This window comes from Ruegeria lacuscaerulensis, assembly GCF_013034685.1.
GTDB lineage: Bacteria > Pseudomonadota > Alphaproteobacteria > Rhodobacterales > Rhodobacteraceae > Ruegeria > Ruegeria lacuscaerulensis_B.
In genome coordinates, this window is record NZ_WQGO01000006.1 from 154,226 (window position 1) to 171,065 (window position 16,840).

General features: G+C 58.1%; 16 protein-coding genes. 11 read left to right on the forward strand and 5 right to left on the reverse strand.

Annotation, left to right across the window (positions count from 1 at the left end):
• Positions 1 to 4: 4 nt before the first annotated feature.
• The 5 genes from GOV80_RS16010 to GOV80_RS16030 form a co-directional block, all read right to left on the reverse strand.
• Positions 5 to 778 carry a citryl-CoA lyase gene (locus GOV80_RS16010; protein ID WP_170786244.1) on the reverse strand — a complete coding sequence of 258 codons (774 nt, stop codon included), beginning with the start codon at positions 776 to 778 and terminating at the stop codon, positions 5 to 7.
• Positions 775 to 1,962, reverse strand: coding sequence for a CaiB/BaiF CoA transferase family protein (locus GOV80_RS16015; protein WP_170786246.1), 1,188 nt, complete (start codon positions 1,960 to 1,962; stop codon positions 775 to 777). Before GOV80_RS16015 ends, GOV80_RS16010 begins: the two co-directional genes overlap by 4 nt.
• Positions 1,952 to 3,463: a tripartite tricarboxylate transporter permease gene (locus GOV80_RS16020; protein ID WP_170355570.1), complete on the reverse strand. Its 1,512-nt coding sequence runs from the start codon at positions 3,461 to 3,463 to the stop codon at positions 1,952 to 1,954. The genes GOV80_RS16015 and GOV80_RS16020 overlap by 11 nt, the downstream gene beginning before the upstream one ends.
• Position 3,464: 1 nt before the next feature.
• Positions 3,465 to 3,947, reverse strand: coding sequence for a tripartite tricarboxylate transporter TctB family protein (locus GOV80_RS16025; protein ID WP_170771248.1), 483 nt, complete (start codon positions 3,945 to 3,947; stop codon positions 3,465 to 3,467).
• 66 nt (positions 3,948 to 4,013) lie between these two features.
• On the reverse strand, positions 4,014 to 4,994 hold the full coding sequence (locus GOV80_RS16030) for a Bug family tripartite tricarboxylate transporter substrate binding protein (protein ID WP_170355568.1): 981 nt from the start codon (positions 4,992 to 4,994) through the stop codon (positions 4,014 to 4,016).
• Between the two features lie 108 nt (positions 4,995 to 5,102).
• On the opposite strand from GOV80_RS16030, the gene GOV80_RS16035 reads away from it, so the two are divergent.
• The 11 genes from GOV80_RS16035 to GOV80_RS16085 all read left to right on the forward strand — a co-directional run bounded on the left by GOV80_RS16035 (position 5,103) and on the right by GOV80_RS16085 (position 16,778).
• Positions 5,103 to 5,771, forward strand: coding sequence for a response regulator transcription factor (locus tag GOV80_RS16035; RefSeq protein WP_170771245.1), 669 nt, complete (start codon positions 5,103 to 5,105; stop codon positions 5,769 to 5,771).
• The gene (locus GOV80_RS16040; RefSeq protein ID WP_170786248.1) at positions 5,761 to 7,128 is read left to right on the forward strand and encodes a sensor histidine kinase; all 1,368 of its coding nucleotides are present in this window, start codon (positions 5,761 to 5,763) and stop codon (positions 7,126 to 7,128) included. The genes GOV80_RS16035 and GOV80_RS16040 overlap by 11 nt, the downstream gene beginning before the upstream one ends.
• Complete coding sequence (locus tag GOV80_RS16045) at positions 7,107 to 8,111, forward strand: ABC transporter substrate-binding protein (RefSeq protein WP_170786250.1); 1,005 nt, start codon at positions 7,107 to 7,109, stop codon at positions 8,109 to 8,111. Before GOV80_RS16040 ends, GOV80_RS16045 begins: the two co-directional genes overlap by 22 nt.
• A gap of 188 nt (positions 8,112 to 8,299) precedes the next feature.
• A complete protein-coding gene (locus GOV80_RS16050; RefSeq protein WP_170786549.1) occupies positions 8,300 to 9,385 on the forward strand; it encodes an MHYT domain-containing protein in 1,086 nt (361 codons plus the stop codon).
• Between the two features lie 140 nt (positions 9,386 to 9,525).
• Positions 9,526 to 10,359: an FAD binding domain-containing protein gene (locus tag GOV80_RS16055; RefSeq protein WP_170786252.1), complete on the forward strand. Its 834-nt coding sequence runs from the start codon at positions 9,526 to 9,528 to the stop codon at positions 10,357 to 10,359.
• Positions 10,360 to 10,373: 14 nt separating this feature from the next.
• On the forward strand, positions 10,374 to 10,868 hold the full coding sequence (locus tag GOV80_RS16060; RefSeq protein WP_170355562.1) for a (2Fe-2S)-binding protein: 495 nt from the start codon (positions 10,374 to 10,376) through the stop codon (positions 10,866 to 10,868).
• On the forward strand, positions 10,865 to 13,282 hold the full coding sequence (locus GOV80_RS16065; protein ID WP_170786254.1) for an aerobic carbon-monoxide dehydrogenase large subunit: 2,418 nt from the start codon (positions 10,865 to 10,867) through the stop codon (positions 13,280 to 13,282). Before GOV80_RS16060 ends, GOV80_RS16065 begins: the two co-directional genes overlap by 4 nt.
• A 103-nt stretch (positions 13,283 to 13,385) precedes the next feature.
• Entirely contained in the window at positions 13,386 to 14,252 is an 867-nt protein-coding gene (locus GOV80_RS16070) for an AAA family ATPase (protein WP_170786256.1), read from the forward strand.
• Between the two features lie 47 nt (positions 14,253 to 14,299).
• Positions 14,300 to 15,439, forward strand: coding sequence for a vWA domain-containing protein (locus tag GOV80_RS16075; protein ID WP_237215881.1), 1,140 nt, complete (start codon positions 14,300 to 14,302; stop codon positions 15,437 to 15,439).
• Between the two features lie 12 nt (positions 15,440 to 15,451).
• Positions 15,452 to 16,228 (forward strand): XdhC family protein, encoded by a 777-nt coding sequence (locus GOV80_RS16080; RefSeq protein ID WP_170786260.1) that lies wholly within the window; start codon positions 15,452 to 15,454, stop codon positions 16,226 to 16,228.
• A gap of 97 nt (positions 16,229 to 16,325) precedes the next feature.
• Positions 16,326 to 16,778, forward strand: coding sequence for an SRPBCC family protein (locus tag GOV80_RS16085; protein WP_170786262.1), 453 nt, complete (start codon positions 16,326 to 16,328; stop codon positions 16,776 to 16,778).
• Positions 16,779 to 16,840 lie beyond the last annotated feature (62 nt).

Below are 16,840 nucleotides of genomic sequence, written 5' to 3' on the forward strand. Positions count from 1 at the left end.
CCACTTACGTGTCGCTGGGCAAATACGTCCAGCGATACTTTGGCGGGGTAGGTCCTTTGTTTCGGCCACCTTGCTGAGCTTGTTCCCACGCATGCGCAAGAATGCCGACAGACCGGGACAGGCAAAACAGGCCACGCGCCAATGGCGCGTCAAAACCAAGCTCGGCATAGATCACCGCTGTGGCTCCGTCGATATTCATCGGAACGGGTTTGCCTTTGCGCTGCGCCAATTCGCCTTCGATGTCGATCGCGACAGATTTGAAGCGCCCGTCACAGGCACCTGCCTCAATCGCTTCATCCACTAGGCTCATTAAACGCGGTGCGCGTGGATCCGTTGGGCTGTGAAAGCGGTGGCCGAACCCGGGCAGAATTTTCCCTTGCGCCGCAATCCAGTCATCCAGCGCCGGGCCAACGGCGGATGGGTGAGCGTTGACGAACTGATACAGGGTCACCGCTTGCTCGCCAGCACCGCCGTGGATGTCGCCCAGCATGTTCACCGCGCTTGCTATGGCATTGTTGAGAGGCAGTCCGCACGTCACTGCCATGCGTGCCGTAGCGATCGAAGGGGCTTGTGGCCCGTGATCCACGGCAGCAACCAAGGCGGCCTCGAACAATTTCAACTGTGCGGCGGATGGCCTGTCTCCGCGCACCATGAACCAGATCATTTCCGCGAAACCAAGGTTGCCGATAAGGTCCTGAATAGGTGTGCCCCGCAGGTCTATTCGTCCGGGTTCCATGTCGATGATGGATGTTGACCACCAGTCAGCGACATCGCTCATATGATCCCCTCCTTCGTCAACGCATTTATTTCATCGTGGCTCAGACCAAGCTCAGACCAGATCACAGCATTATCTGCCCCCAAGTCCGGCGGGGCGGTCCGGGGCATTCTGCGTTGACCATCCATCACAACAGGGCTGCCGGTCAGTTTCAGCTCCTCGCTGTGGGACGGCAAAGATCCAATCAATCCGCGGCCTGTAAGCTGTTCGTCGGCCAGCGCTTCGGGCACGGTCATCACCTGCCCGGTCGGAACGCCAATCGCGTTCAACTCGCGAACCCATACCCGGGAGGGTCGGGTGCGCAGCGTGGCTTCAAGATCGTCCCTCAGGGTATGGCGGTTCCTCTTGCGATCTTCACGCGAGGCATAGTCAGGGTTACCCAGCAAATCTTCCCGTCCAAGGTGTCGAGCAAGCGCCTGCCATTGTTCGTCACGATTGGCCGCGATATTGATCGGGTTGTCCGCAGTGGCAAAGGTTCCTGACGGGGCGGATGTGGTGTTTTCGTTGCCATGCGCTGCCGGTGTGACATCCCCGATCAGGTAGTTCGACACCACCCAGCCCATGGTGGAGATCACCGCCTCGGACATTGCGATATCCAGAAACGTGCCGCGTGGTCTGGCGTTCAGGGCCGCACTGATCGCAAAAGCGGCCGTTAGCCCCCCGACGGTATCGGCCAGCGGGTAGCCGACGCGATAGGGCGCTGTATCGGCTGCTCCGGTGATCGACATGACACCGCTGATACCCTGAACGATTTGGTCGTAGGCCGGGTCTTTTTTGCGAGGACCGTCCTGCCCAAAACCGCTGATTGCACAATAGATCAGGCTGGCATTTTCAGCGCGCAGAACGTCATAGCCAAGGCCAAGCCGGTCCATTACACCGGGCCGGAAATTTTCGACCAGCACGTCGGCGGTTTGAACCAGCTTCTTCAGCAAGTCTTTGCCCTTTGCGGGCTTCATATCCAGCGTGACGGATTTCTTATCCGCGTTCTGGGCGAGAAAACTGATGCCCATCCCGGCTTTGTTGCGGTCTGGGTCTGCGCCCAACACCCGAGCAAGGTCGCCGCCCTCAGGCCGTTCGACCTTGATCACCTCGGCCCCCATCAGGGCAAGCTGATAGCAACAATACGGGCCCGCTAGAACGTTCGTCAGGTCAAGAACCCGTATTCCTGCCAGAGGCTCAGTCGCCATCGGCGATACCGGCAGCCCGTGCCCGTGCGCGACGCGCGCGATAGCTGGGCAGCAACACCAACAGCGCGGCGATAACCAGCAGGCCCAGCGTCATGGGGCGTTCCCAGATAAACCCGATCCCGTCATAGAGCTGCATGGACCTTGCAAAGTTGTCTTCCATCATTCCGCCAAGGATGAACCCGATCAGAAGCGGGGCCAGCGGATAATCGGCAAATTTCAAAGCCGTGGCACAGACGCCGAACCCAACAAGGATCAACAGCTCCGTTGCATTGTTCTGTCCGATGTAAGCGCCCATCAACGTAAAGAACAGAATGAACGGTATCAGGTAGTTGCGCGGAACGGATAGTACCTTTGCGATGTAGGGGATCAGCGGCAGGTTCAGGATCAACAGAACAAGGTTTCCGATAAACATGGACATGATCACAGCCCAGAAGATCTGAGGCTCATCCAGCATTAGACGCGGACCGGGTGTCACGTTCAGAGCGATTAGCGCGCCCAGCAGGATCGCCGTGGTGCCGGAACCTGGAATGCCCAAAGTCAGCAGTGGAACGAATGATCCGGTGCAGGCCGCGTTGTTAGCTGTTTCCGGGGCTGCCAGACCCTTGATCGAGCCTTTGCCAAATTCTTCTTGTTCCTCTTTCGGAGCGATGTTGCGTTCAACGGCGTAGCCGAGGAAACTGGCGATCGTCGCACCGGCGCCAGGAAGAACGCCGATGAAGAAACCTTGTACGGATTGCCGTCCCACAACTGGTGCAATTGCCTTGGCTTCTTCCTTGGTGATGCGCAGGTCCTTGATCTCGCCATCATCACCTTTCAGATCTTTTGGCTTCAGGACCAGAAACAGCGCTTCGGGCAAGGCAAACATGGCCATGGCCAGTGTGATGAAGCCGAAGCCCGATTGCAGGTCCATGATTCCCATGGTGAACCGAGGCAGGTTGAACAACGCGCCCTCACCAACGGTAGCCATGATCAGCCCCAGTACCGTCATGATGACAGCCTTGGCGACTTGACCGCTTCCGGCGAAGGCAGCGATGGCTGAAAGACCAACGACCATAAGGGCGAAATACTCGGCCGAGTGGAACAGCAGCGCAACAGAAGACAAAGCCGGTGCAAACACCATAAGCAGGACGGCACCCAGCGTGCCGCCGGCAAAACTGGCGATCGCAGCGATTGTCAGCGCCTTGCCTGCTTTGCCTTGTCGTGCCATCGGATAGCCATCGAAACTTGAAGCTACCGTACCCGCGACTCCGGGTGCATTCAGCAGAATCGAGGATGTCGATCCTCCAAAGATCGCTCCGTAATACACCCCAGCCAAAAGGATCAGTGCGGCGGATGGGTCGCCCATCGAGATTGCAACCGGGATCATGATGGCGATGATCGACATTGGTCCAAGACCGGGCAACATCCCGATGAATGTGCCGATCAGACACCCAGCGATGACCATCAGTAGGTTTTGGATTGAGAATGCCGTTTGCAGGCCGATCAGAAGTCCTTCAAGCATGTCAGCCTCCGAAAATGCCCGGCAGCGGGCGCATGTAAATGCCAAGAACTTCCTGAACCAGATACCAGACGGCCCCCGTTGCGATGAATGCAACAGGCAGCATGATATGCCACTTGCGCTCACCCAGAATGAAAGAGCCAAGTATCAGGAATGCCGACGTCGAAATCAGAAAGCCCACGGGTCGCAGGCAAAGGGCATAAATGACCATCAAAGCCAGCAGCATCAGCGCCTGATCCAGATGGTAGTCACCCAGCCGGCGATAATCGATGTCGGCTTCCTTGATCTCGGACTTTTCAAAGCCCAGCAGGATAATTGTCGTCGTGATGATACCCAGAATGGACAGCACTTTGGGGAAGGTGCTTGGCCAGATGGGATTTCTTTGCATGAAGGGGGGGAGGCTACCGTCCATCGTGAACCAGGCGGCGTAGCCATATGTTAAACAAACACCCAGCAGAACGAGCGCGATCCAGCGATCCAACGCCATGATACCCCCTCCTTTTTTGTTGTCTTTGGGGAAGGCAGAGCGGCGGTCCGCTCTGCCGATTTTTGGTTAGAGGAAGCCCAGCTTCTTCATCAGATCACCGATCTGCTGTTCCTGCTGCTCAAGGAACGTCTGGAAGTCAGCGCCCGAGTTGTGGATGTTGACCCAACCGTTGCGTGCCCGAACCTCTTCCCATTCAGGAGTGTCGTACATCTTGGCGATCGCGTCTTGATATGCCGCCAGCTTGTCTTCCGGCAGGCCGGGTGCTGCGAAGAAACCGCGCCAGTTGACGAAAGTGGTATCAATACCCTGTTCCTTCATGGTCATCGCATCAGGAGCGGCGTCAACGCGTTCTTCCGATGTGACACCGATGATTTTGACTTCGCCCGCGTTCGACAGGTCAACAGCCTCCGAGAAACCGGTCGACAGAGCCGCGATTTCGCCGGACAGAAGCGCCGCCATGGCCTTGCCGCCTGCGTCATACGGAATGTACTTTACGCCCAGAGCGTCTTTGCCAGCTGCTTCCATGACCATGGCTGCAACCAAGTGATCCATGCCGCCCGGTACCGAGCCACCACCAATTGCTGTGGCCGAAGGATCAGCGTCAAAAGCTGCCAACAGATCGTCCATCGAGTTGATCGGGCTGTCTTTGCCTACGACGATCGCCGCATAGTCACCGATAGTGCCTGAAACCAGGGTCAGGTCGCGGAAGTTATGCGGGAAAACACCAGTCAGCGAACGGATAACGATGGGAGTTGAGTTCACCATCAATGTGCCGTGATTGCTGTCAGCGTTTTCAATCAGAAAGCCGATGGCCTTACCGCCGCCGCCACCTGACATGTTCTCATAGGATGCAGTGCCAACAAGACCCGCATTCGTAAGGGCTTCACCCGTGCCGCGGGCAGTTCCGTCCCAACCGCCACCGGCACCACCGGGGATCAGAAAGTGGATGCTGTCCACAACTTGATCTTCGGCCAACGTCGGGCCGGTCAGGCCGATTGCGGCCACAGCTGCGATTAGGGCGCGACGGCCCAGTTTAATCGTTGTCATGATTTCCTCCCGTTTGACAACCGGCCGCATGGCGGCTCAGATTGGATGGTACAAAAACACACCAACCTGACATCAACCTGTCACGCGGCAAAATACTGAAAAAGCCTGATGAAATTTCTACTTGTCGAAGACAACCTGGACCTCGCGAACGCGGTCAGTTCGCGCATGCGTCTGGACGGTCATGTCATTGATCACGCAGCGAATTTGGAGGATGCAACCGCCTTTGTCGAAACCGAAGAATACGACCTGATTCTGTTGGATATCATGCTCCCAGATGGGGATGGCCGAGACTTTCTGAAACGGCATCGGGCAAGTCGACTGGACACTCCCGTGATTGTATTGACCGCGCGCAGTCAGGTTTCTGATCGAATCGGTTCACTTGATCTGGGGGCGGATGACTACGTGACCAAACCGTTTGATCATGCCGAGCTTGAGGCCCGTTGTCGCGCGGTTCTGCGGCGTAAATCCGGCAGCGCGAAGTCCACGATCGAGATCGGCGGTGTCGTGTTTGATCCGGTGGCCGGACATTTGACCGTGGCCGGTGAAACCCTTTCGCTGCGAAATCGGGAACTGCGCATGATGGAGTTATTCATCAGCGCGCCTGGTCATGTATTCTCGAAACAGAAGCTGGCCGACCGGTTGTTCTCTTACGACGACAGCGTTTCGGACAACGCGATCGAGGTCTATGTGGGGCGGCTCCGCAAACATCTTGAAAAGTCGGACTTAAAGATAACGACCTTGCGCGGTCTGGGATACAGGCTGGATCATGACCGCTAATCCAACCGTTTCCGGGTCACTGCGCAACAGGCTAGTGCTGGCCTTGATTGGTGGCGCGGCGGTTCTGGCAGTCTTGTTGTTCCTTGCAGTCAGGAACTATGCGGCTCAGGTAGCGCAGCAGGGACAGGACAACATCCTCGAAGCATCCGTTACATCAATTCTTGATGCCGCCGCGCTGAGGGACGGGGTGCTTGAAGTGGATATTCCCTACGCGGCCTTTTCGATGTTGACCACCCCGTCAGATGACCGGGTGTTTTATGCCATTTATCAGGACGGTGCGTTTTTATCGGGATACGAAGATCTTCTTTTGGCAGGGGCGTCCGGACAAAGTGATTGGTTATTCACGTCGGGCGAACTGCGTGGGGAACGCATTCGCCAGGTCAGCGCAAGTCGAACGCTTGTCGGGTTAGGGAGGCAGACGGAAATTGCAATCGTGCTGGGTCAGACGCAGGATGCGCTTTCGCAGACTTTGGACCAGATTTCGCGCAATGCCGCATTTCTGGGTCTTGGCTTCTTTCTTTTGACTGCCGCGCTTTCTTTCTGGATCACATCGACCACTATCGGCCAACTAAACCGACTGACAACCTCGGTCACAAGACGGGGGCCGCAGGATTTGAGTCCCTTCAAGAAGCCGGTGCCCCGGGAAATGGCGCCGCTGGTCTTGTCCCTGAACTCACTGATGGGGCGCTTGGATCAATCGCTCAGCCAGTCAGAGGATTTTATTGCCGAAGCGGCCCACCGTGTCCGCACGCCGTTGGCGACTGTACGGTCCTATGCCGAGGCAACTCTGCATAGAGTTGAAAAGAAAGAAAACCGAGAGGCGCTCCGTGCGATGGTTCGGGCGATAGATGAAAGTTCGCGCGCTGCGGGACAGTTATTGGATCATGCCATGATCACCTTCCGCGCCGATCATCTTGAGAGGGAAGATGTCGATTTAGTTGAACTGATCCGGGAACTTGTACAGCGTTTGACGCCGATTGCGGAAATGAAGGAACTTTCGCTTTCTCTGAGAGGCGATACTAAGGTTCTCTATTCCGGCGACCCCATTCTGATTCAGAATGCAGTCCGCAACATGATCGACAATGCACTAAAATACGCGCCTGCTGACAGCGTGGTCGAGATCGAAGTTACCGCCACACCTGAAGTTGCAGTCAAAGTGAGCGACTCGGGCCCGGGCTTTCCAGCAGAAGAGATTGAACAGCTGACGCGCAGGTTCGAACGCGGCAAGAATGCAGCTGGGACGATTGGATCAGGTTTGGGTTTGACCATCGCCCAGGATGTGGCGACGGCCCATGGCGGAACCTTGGTTTTGAATAATAAGCCTACGGGGGGAGCATGCGTAGTCTTGTCACTTTAGTTTTTCTTGCGTTCCCCTGTTTTCTTTGGGCGCAGGATTGGGAAGACCAGTTGGTTTTCAATGATGGCGCAGAAGGCGCGCACCTACGTATCATCTCGAGCACGGACACAGTTCTCTTCGCGCCATTGATAGAAGGCTTTGTTGCGCGCAATCCCTCAATAAGTGTCGAATACTTCGTTTCGGGCACGGCGGATATCGACCGACGCGTTCGCGCGTCGCCGGACGCTTTCGACATTGTGGTATCCAGCGCAATGGATCTGCAACTGAAGTTGGCGAATGATGGCTTTGCGCTGGCGCTTAAGGATATCGAGGCTCCGCACTGGACGCAGTGGCACCACAGCTTGTTTGCATTCACGACCGAACCTGCTGCTATCGTCATCAATCGCGAAGCGTTTGAAGGTCAGGACATTCCGCACACCCGGCAGAGTTTGATCGAGGCGCTGCGCGAGCGACCGGAGGAATTTCGCGGCAAGGTTGGCACATACGATGTACGTGAATCCGGGTTGGGTTATCTTTTCGCTACGCAAGATGCGCGCGCCTCGGAAACCTATTGGCGGCTAATGGAGGTCATGGGTGGTCTTGATGTGCGACTGTATTGCTGTTCGGGAGAAATGATAAACGATCTGGCAGATGGAAAAATTCTGGTAGCCTATAATGTCCTTGGAAGTTACGCAGCTGTCCGCGCCGAGCGCAAGGATGCGCTTGAAGTGATTTTTCCGACAGATTTTCAAACAACGATGATGCGGACAGCGTTAGTGTCTGAAGAAACGCAGGAGCCGGACGCAGCCGAAGCGTTTATCAACTACTTGATTACTGAAAAGCCAGTAGCACAGGACAGCCCGTCTTCGCTTCCTCCACTGGTGTTGCAGAACGGCGCAACAGACCGAGAAACAATAGGATTAAATCCGTCACTGCTGACATTTTTGGATGACCTAAAGCGAAAAAAGTTCCTGTCAGCGTGGGAAAACGCGGTCATTCAATAGCAAAAGGACCACTAGCTTTACGTCGGTAGCGATTGGTTCAGTGTCGGGGCGGTCAGCGAAACCCAACCTATACAGAGATGGCCACAATAGTGGACCAGTAAACTGATATTCGCCGTCTACAGCCAATTGTCCCAATCAAATCCGTTTGCTAACGTCGCCCTCGCGTCGGGGAGGGCGTGCAGACCAAGATGCTGGACTATTCGCATAACGCCTGGCTTGTGGCGGCCTCACTGGCCGTGGCGCTGATGGCAGGCTTTACCGGCCTTTACCTGACCCATGGCGCGTCCAAGCTGGACGACCAGAAGCGCAAGATCATAGTGGCGCTGGCAGCGGTGGTTCTGGGCGGCGGCATCTGGTCGATGCATTTCGTGGCCATGCTGGGCCTGCAACTGCCAATCCTGTTCTACTATGACGCGCTGATCACGCTGATCTCGGCCCTTGTGGCGATCCTGATGGTCGGGCTGGCGCTGCTGTTGTTGCATTTCCGGCCACGTTCGGTGCAGACGATCATTGGCGCAGGCGTGATCGTCGGGCTGGGCATCGTAGTGATGCACTATATCGGAATGGCTGGGATGGAACTGTGTCGCCCGGTCTACAACGCGTGGGACGTGCTGTTGTCGACGCTGGCCTCGGTCGTGCTGTCGGTCGTGGCGATCTGGGTGGCCTATGACAACCGCACGCAGCGTAACATCTTGCTGGGAACGGCCTGTTTCGGTTTGGCCGTATTTACCATGCATTTTGTGGCCACCGGCCTGACGGATTTCACGGCCAGCGACAGCGCGGGGGGGGCCGGTCCGGCGCTTAACAATCAGGTGCTGGCGATGGGTGTGACGGTGGCCGTGTTCTTGATCTGCGGTGCATTCCTGTTGACCGGCGTTAGCTTTCTTGAACCTGCCGCAGTTGCGGCGCCTGCTCCACTCAGCCCCGAACCCGCGACTTTGCGGGCGGGCATCCCGTTTGAGCGCGAGGGCCAGACCTTTTTCGCCGCCCCGACCGAGATCGCCGCAATCCGGGCCGAGGGGCATTATACCGTTCTTTATATCGGGGCCGAGAAATTGTTTTGCCCCTGGTCCATAACCGAGGCCGAAACCCGCCTGACCCCCGATGGCTTTTTGCGTGCCCATCGCAGCTATCTGGTGAACCCCAAACATGTCTCGGGGTTCGAACGTCACAAGGACAATGGCACGTGTTATTTCGACGGTGTGGATGCGTTGACCAAGGTGCCGGTCAGCCGGTCGCGCCTGTCCGACATTCGCGACGCGCTGGGTCTCTGATCGCAACTCGTGCAGCCTATTCGCGTTTCGTGAAACAAGCTGCGCGCCCCGTTCCCCTTGGCTGGAAGCCCTGATGTGACCGTTCTTTTCTGAGTGCAGGTACCCCAAGGCATATTGCTTCGGACCCAGGGAGGAAAATTATGATACCAGCCGGTTTTGAGTATCACCGGCCAGGCGACATCGCCTCGGCCATCGGCATTCTAGAAGAACACGGAGACGAGGCGCGCGTGATCGCGGGCGGGCACAGCCTGATCCCGATGATGAAGCTGCGCATGGCCGAGATGGGCCATCTGGTCGATCTTCAGGCCATTGAAGAACTCAAGGGCATTGAGGTCGGGTCCGATACCGTCACCTTGGGTGCGATGGTCACGCAGCACGAGTTGATCACTCATGACGGCCTGGCCGCTGCCATTCCGCTGATCCGCGAGGCCGCATTGCAGATCGCTGATCCGCAGGTGCGCTATGTGGGCACTGTGGGTGGAAATGTGGCCAATGGTGATCCGGGCAATGACATGCCGGGGTTGATGCAATGTCTGAATGCCACGTTTGATCTGTCCGGTCCCGATGGCAATCGCAGCGTCGCCGCGCGTGAGTTTTACGAGGCCGCGTATTTCACCGCCCGCGAGGATGAGGAAATCCTGACCCGGATCTCGATCCCGGTTCCGGGCGCGGGAGTCGGTCAGGCGTATGAAAAGCAAAAGCGCAAGATTGGCGACTATGCCACGGCTGCTGCTGCTGTGATGGTGGGCAATGGAACGGCCTCGGTCGCGATGACCAATCTGGCTGACACGCCTGTGTGGTCCGAAAGCGCAAGTGCTGCACTGGCCGATGGCGATGTGAATGGCTGCGTTGCCGCGATGCTAGATGCGATCGAGCCCGTGGCCGACAATCGCGGCCCCGTCGAATTCAAGAAACATGTGGCAGGCGTCATGCTGCGCCGCGCCATCGACCGCGCCCAAAACCGCGCGGGTTGAGGGGAGGAGAACCCATGTCAAAAATGCACGTCAAACTCACCGTGAACGGCAAAGAGGTCGAAGGTCTGGCCGAGCCACGCACGCTGTTGATCCACTTCCTGCGGGAAGATCTGAAAATCACAGGCCCCCATATCGGGTGCGAAACCAGCCACTGCGGCGCTTGCACCGTTGATATCGATGGCAAGTCTGTCAAGTCCTGCACCACCTTCGTGGCGCAGGTGAACGGCGCCGATATCACCACGGTTGAAGGGCTTACCAACGATGATGGTAGCCTTGGTGTGTTGCAGGAGATGTTCCGCGAACATCACGGGCTGCAATGCGGTTTCTGCACGCCGGGCATGATCACTCGCGCGCATCGCCTGCTGCAGGAAAACCCGAACCCGACCGAGGAAGAAATCCGCTTTGGCATGGCCGGGAACCTGTGCCGCTGCACCGGATACCAGAACATCGTCAAGGCGATCTCGGCCTCGGCTGACATGCTGAACGCTCAGAAGGAGGCCGCGGAATGAACGACCAGACACTGACCCCCGAAGAACGCGCCGCCAACCTCAAAGGGATGGGTAGCTCGCGCAAACGCGTCGAGGATGTGCGCTTTACCCAAGGCAAGGGCAATTATGTCGACGACATCAAGCTGGACGGCATGCTGTTCGGCGACTTTGTGCGCTCCCCCTACGCACATGCCCGCGTTGTCAGCGTGAACAAAGAGGCCGCGCTGGCGCTGCCCGGCGTGATCGCTGTTCTGACTGCTGAAGACTTGTCGCCGCTGGGCCTACATTGGATGCCGACACTGGCGGGTGACAAGCAGATGGTGCTGGCCGATGGCAAAGTGCTGTTCCAAGGTCAGGAGGTCGCTTTCGTTGTGGCCGAGGATCGCTATATCGCGGCGGATGCTGCGGAACTGGTTGAGGTCGAATACGAAGAACTGCCCGTTCTGACCGACCCATTCGAGGCGCTGAAGTCCGATGTGGTCCTGCGCGAAGACCTTGAGGGTCAGACCGAAGGTGCGCACGGGCCGCGCAAGCACCACAATCATATCTTCACCTGGGAGCAGGGCGACAAAGACGCGACCGAGGCCATTCTGGCCGAGGCCGACGTAGTCGCTGAAGAGATGGTCTATTACCACCGCACCCATCCCTGCCCGCTGGAGACCTGCGGGTCGGTCGCGAGCATGGACAAGGTAACCGGCAAGCTGACGCTCTACGGTACGTTTCAGGCCCCGCACGCGATCCGGACGGTTGTGTCGCTGATCTCGGGCATTGCCGAGCATAATATCCGCGTCATCAGCCCAGATATTGGCGGTGGCTTTGGTAACAAGGTTGGGGCCTATGCGGGCTATGTCTGCTCGGTCGTGGCCTCGATTGTCACCGGCAAGCCAGTGAAGTGGGTCGAGGACCGGATGGAGAATCTGATGTCCACCGCCTTTGCCCGCGACTACTGGATGCAGGGCAAGATTGCGGCAACGAAGGACGGTAAGATCACCGGTCTGTGGTGCCACACCACGGCAGATCACGGTGGGTTTGACGCCTGTGCCGACCCAACCAAGTTCCCGGCGGGGTTCATGAACATCTGTACCGGGTCCTATGACATCCCGACCGCTTATCTGGCCGTGGATGGGGTTTATACCAACAAGGCTCCGGGCGGGGTAGCCTATCGCTGTTCCTTCCGCGTGACCGAGGCCGCCTATTTCATCGAACGGATGATCGAGGTTCTGGCCATCAAGCTGAACATGGACGCGGCCGAGCTGCGCCGGATCAACTTCATCAAGGCCGATCAGTTCCCCTATCAGTCCGCGCTGGGCTGGGAATATGACTCGGGCGACTATCATACCGCTTGGGACAAGGCGCTCAAGGCTGTTGACTACGAAGGTTTGCGCGCTGAACAGGCGCAGCGGGTCGAAGAATTCAAGGCTGGTAAGACTCGCAAACTGCTGGGCATTGGTCTGACGCATTTCACGGAAATCGTGGGCGCGGGACCGGTTAAGAACTGCGATATCCTCGGGCTGGGAATGTTCGACAGTTGCGAAATCCGCATCCACCCGACCGGGTCCGCTATTGCTCGGCTGGGGACAATCTCTCAGGGTCAGGGTCACGCGACGACCTTTGCGCAGATCATTGCCAGTGAGATCGGGTTGCCTGCCGATGACATCACGCTGGAGGAAGGCGATACCGACACCGCTCCGTATGGTCTGGGAACTTACGGGTCTCGGTCGACGCCTGTTGCAGGTGCGGCAACGGCAATGGCCGCGCGCAAAATCCGTGCCAAGGCGCAGATGATTGCGGCCTATCTGCTGGAGGTCCACGACGACGATGTTGAATGGGATGTGGACCGGTTTGCGGTCAAAGGTGCGCCCGAGCGGTTCAAGACCATGAAGGAAATCGCCTTTGCTGCCTATAATCAGGCGATCCCTGGCTTGGAGCCAGGTCTTGAGGCTGTGAGCTACTATGACCCGCCGAATATGACCTACCCGTTCGGGGCCTATATCTGCGTCATGGAGATCGACGTCGACACCGGCGAGTGGGACGTTCGGAAGTTCTATGCGCTGGACGATTGCGGCACGCGGATCAACCCGATGATCATCGACGGGCAGGTTCATGGCGGCGTGACCGAGGCGTTGGCCATCGCGATGGGGCAGGAGATTGCCTACGACGAGATGGGCAATGTGAAGACCGGCACGCTGATGGACTTCTTCCTGCCGACCGCGTGGGAGACGCCGAACTATATCACCGACTATACGGTGACGCCGTCCCCGCATCATCCGATTGGTGCGAAAGGTGTTGGGGAAAGCCCTAATGTGGGTGGTGTGCCCTGTTTCTCGAACGCGGTGCATGATGCGTTCCGGCCCTTTGGGTTGGTGCAGAGCCATATGCCGCATGACCACTGGCGCATCTGGAAGATCGCCAATGGGTTGGGAATGCATGGGTGAATGGGTTCGGATCGGCTTGGCCGATCCGACCGAACGGAGGGGGCCAGCCCCCTCCGAACCTCCCCCGGGATATTTTTAGCCAGATGAAGAATGGATCCTGGTTTTGACTTTGAGTGATGTGCAGAACGGATTGGCCGCGCAAGGCTATGTTGCTGATGATCGGTTGGCGATGGCGTTGCATCTGGCGCAGGCGTTGGGGCGACCTTTGTTGCTGGAAGGGCCGGCCGGGGTGGGTAAAACCGAGGTGGCCAAAGCGATGGCGGCTTGGCGGGATGCCAAATTGATCCGTTTGCAGTGCTATGAAGGGCTGGATTCCAGTCACGCGATTTATGAGTGGAACTATCAGCGGCAGCTTTTGGCAATCCGTGCAAGCGAAGCGCAGGGAGGGGTTGGCGAGGCGCAGTTGTTTTCCGATGCGTATTTGCTGAAACGGCCTTTGTTAGAGGCTATTTCGCAGGATACTCCTCCGGTTTTGTTGATTGATGAGATTGATCGGGCGGATGAGGAATTCGAAGCTTATTTGCTGGAAATCCTCTCCGACTTTCAAATCACCATCCCCGAGCTTGGGACGGTCGTGGCAAAGACTCGGCCCATTGTGATCCTGACCGCCAATGGGACGCGTGATTTGTCGGATGCTCTGCGGCGGCGGTGTCTATATAGCTTTCTCGATTACCCCTCGAAAGAGGTTGAAATGGCGATCCTTCGGGCGCGCATGCCCGAGGTCGAAGGCGTGCTGGCGCGGCAGATCATTGAGGTCGTACAGGCGTTGCGCAAGGAAGATTTGGAAAAGACGCCGGGCATTGCAGAGATGTTGGATTGGGCTGCGGCGCTGTCAGGTTTGGGCGTCAACGACATGGCGCAATCGCGCGACGCTGTGCAGGCAACGCTTGTGTGCTTGTTGAAAACCGCCGCCGACTATGACGCCGCCCCGCCCGAGGTGATGGACCGGTTGATCGGGAAGGTGGCGTGATGCAGGTCACGCGGTTTCCTTCTCGGGCCGATGGGTTGGCAGATCGGATGTCTGACTTCATTACGCATTTGCGATCGAACGGATTGCGGGTTGGTCCGGCTGAGACCGGCGATGCATTGGCCGCCTTGACCGCGGTACGCGCGACGGATGCGCGGCAGGCAAGGCAGGCTCTGTGCGTTTTGTTGACGGGGGATGCTGAGGATTGGCGTCGGTTCGACGATCTGTTTGATGCCTATTGGTTCAACACCGGCAAACAGCGGGGCGGTGTGGCGGAAACCAGCCATGTGCGGGTGCAGTCGGCAAAACCGATGATCTGGCAGCAGGAAACGCAAACGGAAACCGAGGCCGGAAATGGCTCGGATCAGGATGGGTCACCGGATTCGGGTGACGGTGAAGCAGAAGGCAAAGACGGCCAGCTCGTCGCAACGCGCACTACCAATCTATCGCGCAGGGATTTGCGGGAGCTGATGGATGAACAGGCTCTGATGGAGGCCGAAAAGGCTGCAATGACTTTGGCACGCGCCATTCGGGATCGACGCTCGCGTCGGCGGAAACGGGCATTGCGCGGGCCAGCACTGGACATGCGACGGATCCAGCGCGCCAGTCTGGCGCGCGGGGGTGAGCCGATGGATCTGTACCGACGGGCGAAACCGCCGCGTCCTATGCGGATCGTGGCGCTGTGCGATGTCAGCGGCTCGATGACTGTGTATTCGCGGGTGTTTCTGGCCTTTCTCAAAGGCCTGATTGGCAGTGGGACCGAAGCGGATGCTTATCTGTTCCACACGCGCCTGATGCGGGTCACAGACGCTTTGCGCGATCACGACTCTATCCGCGCGGCTGGGCGGTTGTCCTTGATGGCTGAGGGGTTTGGCGGCGGCACCGACATTTCAGGGAGCCTAGAGAGCTTTCTGAACGGCTATGGCGCGCGTGCTTTGAACGGGCGGACCATCGTGCTGATCCTGTCAGACGGCTATTGCAGTTCCGACCCGCAAGCGCTGGGCGCAGTCCTGGCGCGCATACGGCGCAAGGTCCGGCGGATCGTTTGGCTGAATCCGCTGAAGGGATGGAAAGACTACCAACCCATCGCAGCGGCGATGCAGGCCGCGGAACCCCATTTGGACGCGCATTTGCCTGCCAACACGCTCGAGGCGCTGGCAGCGCTTGAGCCGCAGTTTCGCAAGTTGTGAAAGGAGGCTGATATGGCAAATTTCGACATATTCGACACGATCGAAACCCTGCGCCAAACCGGTGAGCCTTTCTGCGTCGCCACGGTGCTGCGCACAGCGGATGCAACCTCGGCCAAGGCCGGGGGAAAGGCGGCGATTGCGCGCGACGGGCGGATAATGGGGCATCTGGGCGGTGCCTGTGTGCAGCGCGCGGTGCGCAGTTCAGCGGTACAAGCGCTGGCCAGCGGTGCGCCGCAGATGATCCGCGTGAAACCCTCGGACAAGGTGGTCGACATGACGGACCCGGATGGCGTGCAAACCTTCAAAAGCGGTTGCCCCTCGGGCGGGACGGTGGATTTGCTAGTTGAACCCTATCAGCACGCCCCCCGTTTGGTGATCTTTGGCACCTCGTTGATCGCCAAGGCGCTGGCCGAACACGCAACGCTGGCTGGGTTTCGGGTGACGAACAGCACGCCCGAGGCGGTCCGAGATCTGGATATCGAGGCGCGCGACTTTGTCGTCGTCGCCTCACAAGGGCACGGGGATGGTGTCGCCCTTGGGGCCGCGCTGAACACGCAAGCCGCGCGGGTGTCGATGGTGGCCAGCCGCCGCAAAGCTGAAACACTCACGGAAAAGCTGATTGGACAGGGTTTGGACCCAGCCCGCGCGGCGCGTCTGAAATCCCCAGCCGGGCTGGACATTCATGCCATTGATCCGCACGAAATTGCCCTGTCGATCCTGGCCGAGATCGTGATGTGGCGGAACACGGATAAATCGACGGAGGTCACTGAAGATGAAAAACTGGCTTAAAAGTCTGTGGCCTGCGCGCCCGAAACAAACACCGGAACAGGCGACCGAAACCGCCCTTCTGGTCTTTCCCAAGTGTTGTTGAACAAAGGAAACATGAATGGAACTGAGTGACGAAATCCGCATCGCCGCCCCGCGCGACGTGGTCTACAAGGCGCTGAATACGCCCGAGATTTTGCAGCAGTGCATTCCCGGTTGCGAAGAGCTGATCCAGAATTCACCCGAGGACCTTGAGGCCAAGGTGGTTCTGAAAATCGGTCCGGTCAAAGCGAAATTTGCCGGGCAGGTCACCTTGGACAACTCCAACGCTCCGGGCGGGTTTTCCCTGACCGGTGAGGGCAAAGGCGGTGCAGCCGGGTTCGCAAAAGGCGGTGCCGAGGTCACGCTGACCGAGGATGGGGCCGAGACAATCCTGGCCTACACCGCCAAGGTCGATGTCGGCGGCAAGATCGCTCAGCTGGGCAGCCGTCTGATTGCCGGAACGGCCAAAAAGCTGTCGGGCAAGTTCTTCACCCGCTTTGGTGAGATCGTGGCTGAACAGGCTGTGTCCTGATCATTTTTTCGGGTCGGTTTCCGGACTGGCCCGAATTTTACTGTGCGAATTGATCCCGCGCA

Bases quoted from the DNA above. Each gene is read 5' to 3' on its own strand.
- GOV80_RS16010 (WP_170786244.1), bottom strand. From the start codon at position 778: ATGAGCGATGTCGCTGACTGGTGGTCAACATCCATCATCGACATGGAA.
- GOV80_RS16015 (WP_170786246.1), bottom strand. From the start codon at position 1,962: ATGGCGACTGAGCCTCTGGCAGGAATACGGGTTCTTGACCTGACGAAC.
- GOV80_RS16020 (WP_170355570.1), bottom strand. From the start codon at position 3,463: ATGCTTGAAGGACTTCTGATCGGCCTGCAAACGGCATTCTCAATCCAA.
- GOV80_RS16025 (WP_170771248.1), bottom strand. From the start codon at position 3,947: ATGGCGTTGGATCGCTGGATCGCGCTCGTTCTGCTGGGTGTTTGTTTA.
- GOV80_RS16030 (WP_170355568.1), bottom strand. From the start codon at position 4,994: ATGACAACGATTAAACTGGGCCGTCGCGCCCTAATCGCAGCTGTGGCC.
- GOV80_RS16035 (WP_170771245.1), top strand. From the start codon at position 5,103: ATGAAATTTCTACTTGTCGAAGACAACCTGGACCTCGCGAACGCGGTC.
- GOV80_RS16040 (WP_170786248.1), top strand. From the start codon at position 5,761: ATGACCGCTAATCCAACCGTTTCCGGGTCACTGCGCAACAGGCTAGTG.
- GOV80_RS16045 (WP_170786250.1), top strand. From the start codon at position 7,107: ATGCGTAGTCTTGTCACTTTAGTTTTTCTTGCGTTCCCCTGTTTTCTT.
- GOV80_RS16050 (WP_170786549.1), top strand. From the start codon at position 8,300: ATGCTGGACTATTCGCATAACGCCTGGCTTGTGGCGGCCTCACTGGCC.
- GOV80_RS16055 (WP_170786252.1), top strand. From the start codon at position 9,526: ATGATACCAGCCGGTTTTGAGTATCACCGGCCAGGCGACATCGCCTCG.
- GOV80_RS16060 (WP_170355562.1), top strand. From the start codon at position 10,374: ATGTCAAAAATGCACGTCAAACTCACCGTGAACGGCAAAGAGGTCGAA.
- GOV80_RS16065 (WP_170786254.1), top strand. From the start codon at position 10,865: ATGAACGACCAGACACTGACCCCCGAAGAACGCGCCGCCAACCTCAAA.
- GOV80_RS16075 (WP_237215881.1), top strand. From the start codon at position 14,300: ATGTCTGACTTCATTACGCATTTGCGATCGAACGGATTGCGGGTTGGT.
- GOV80_RS16080 (WP_170786260.1), top strand. From the start codon at position 15,452: ATGGCAAATTTCGACATATTCGACACGATCGAAACCCTGCGCCAAACC.
- GOV80_RS16085 (WP_170786262.1), top strand. From the start codon at position 16,326: ATGGAACTGAGTGACGAAATCCGCATCGCCGCCCCGCGCGACGTGGTC.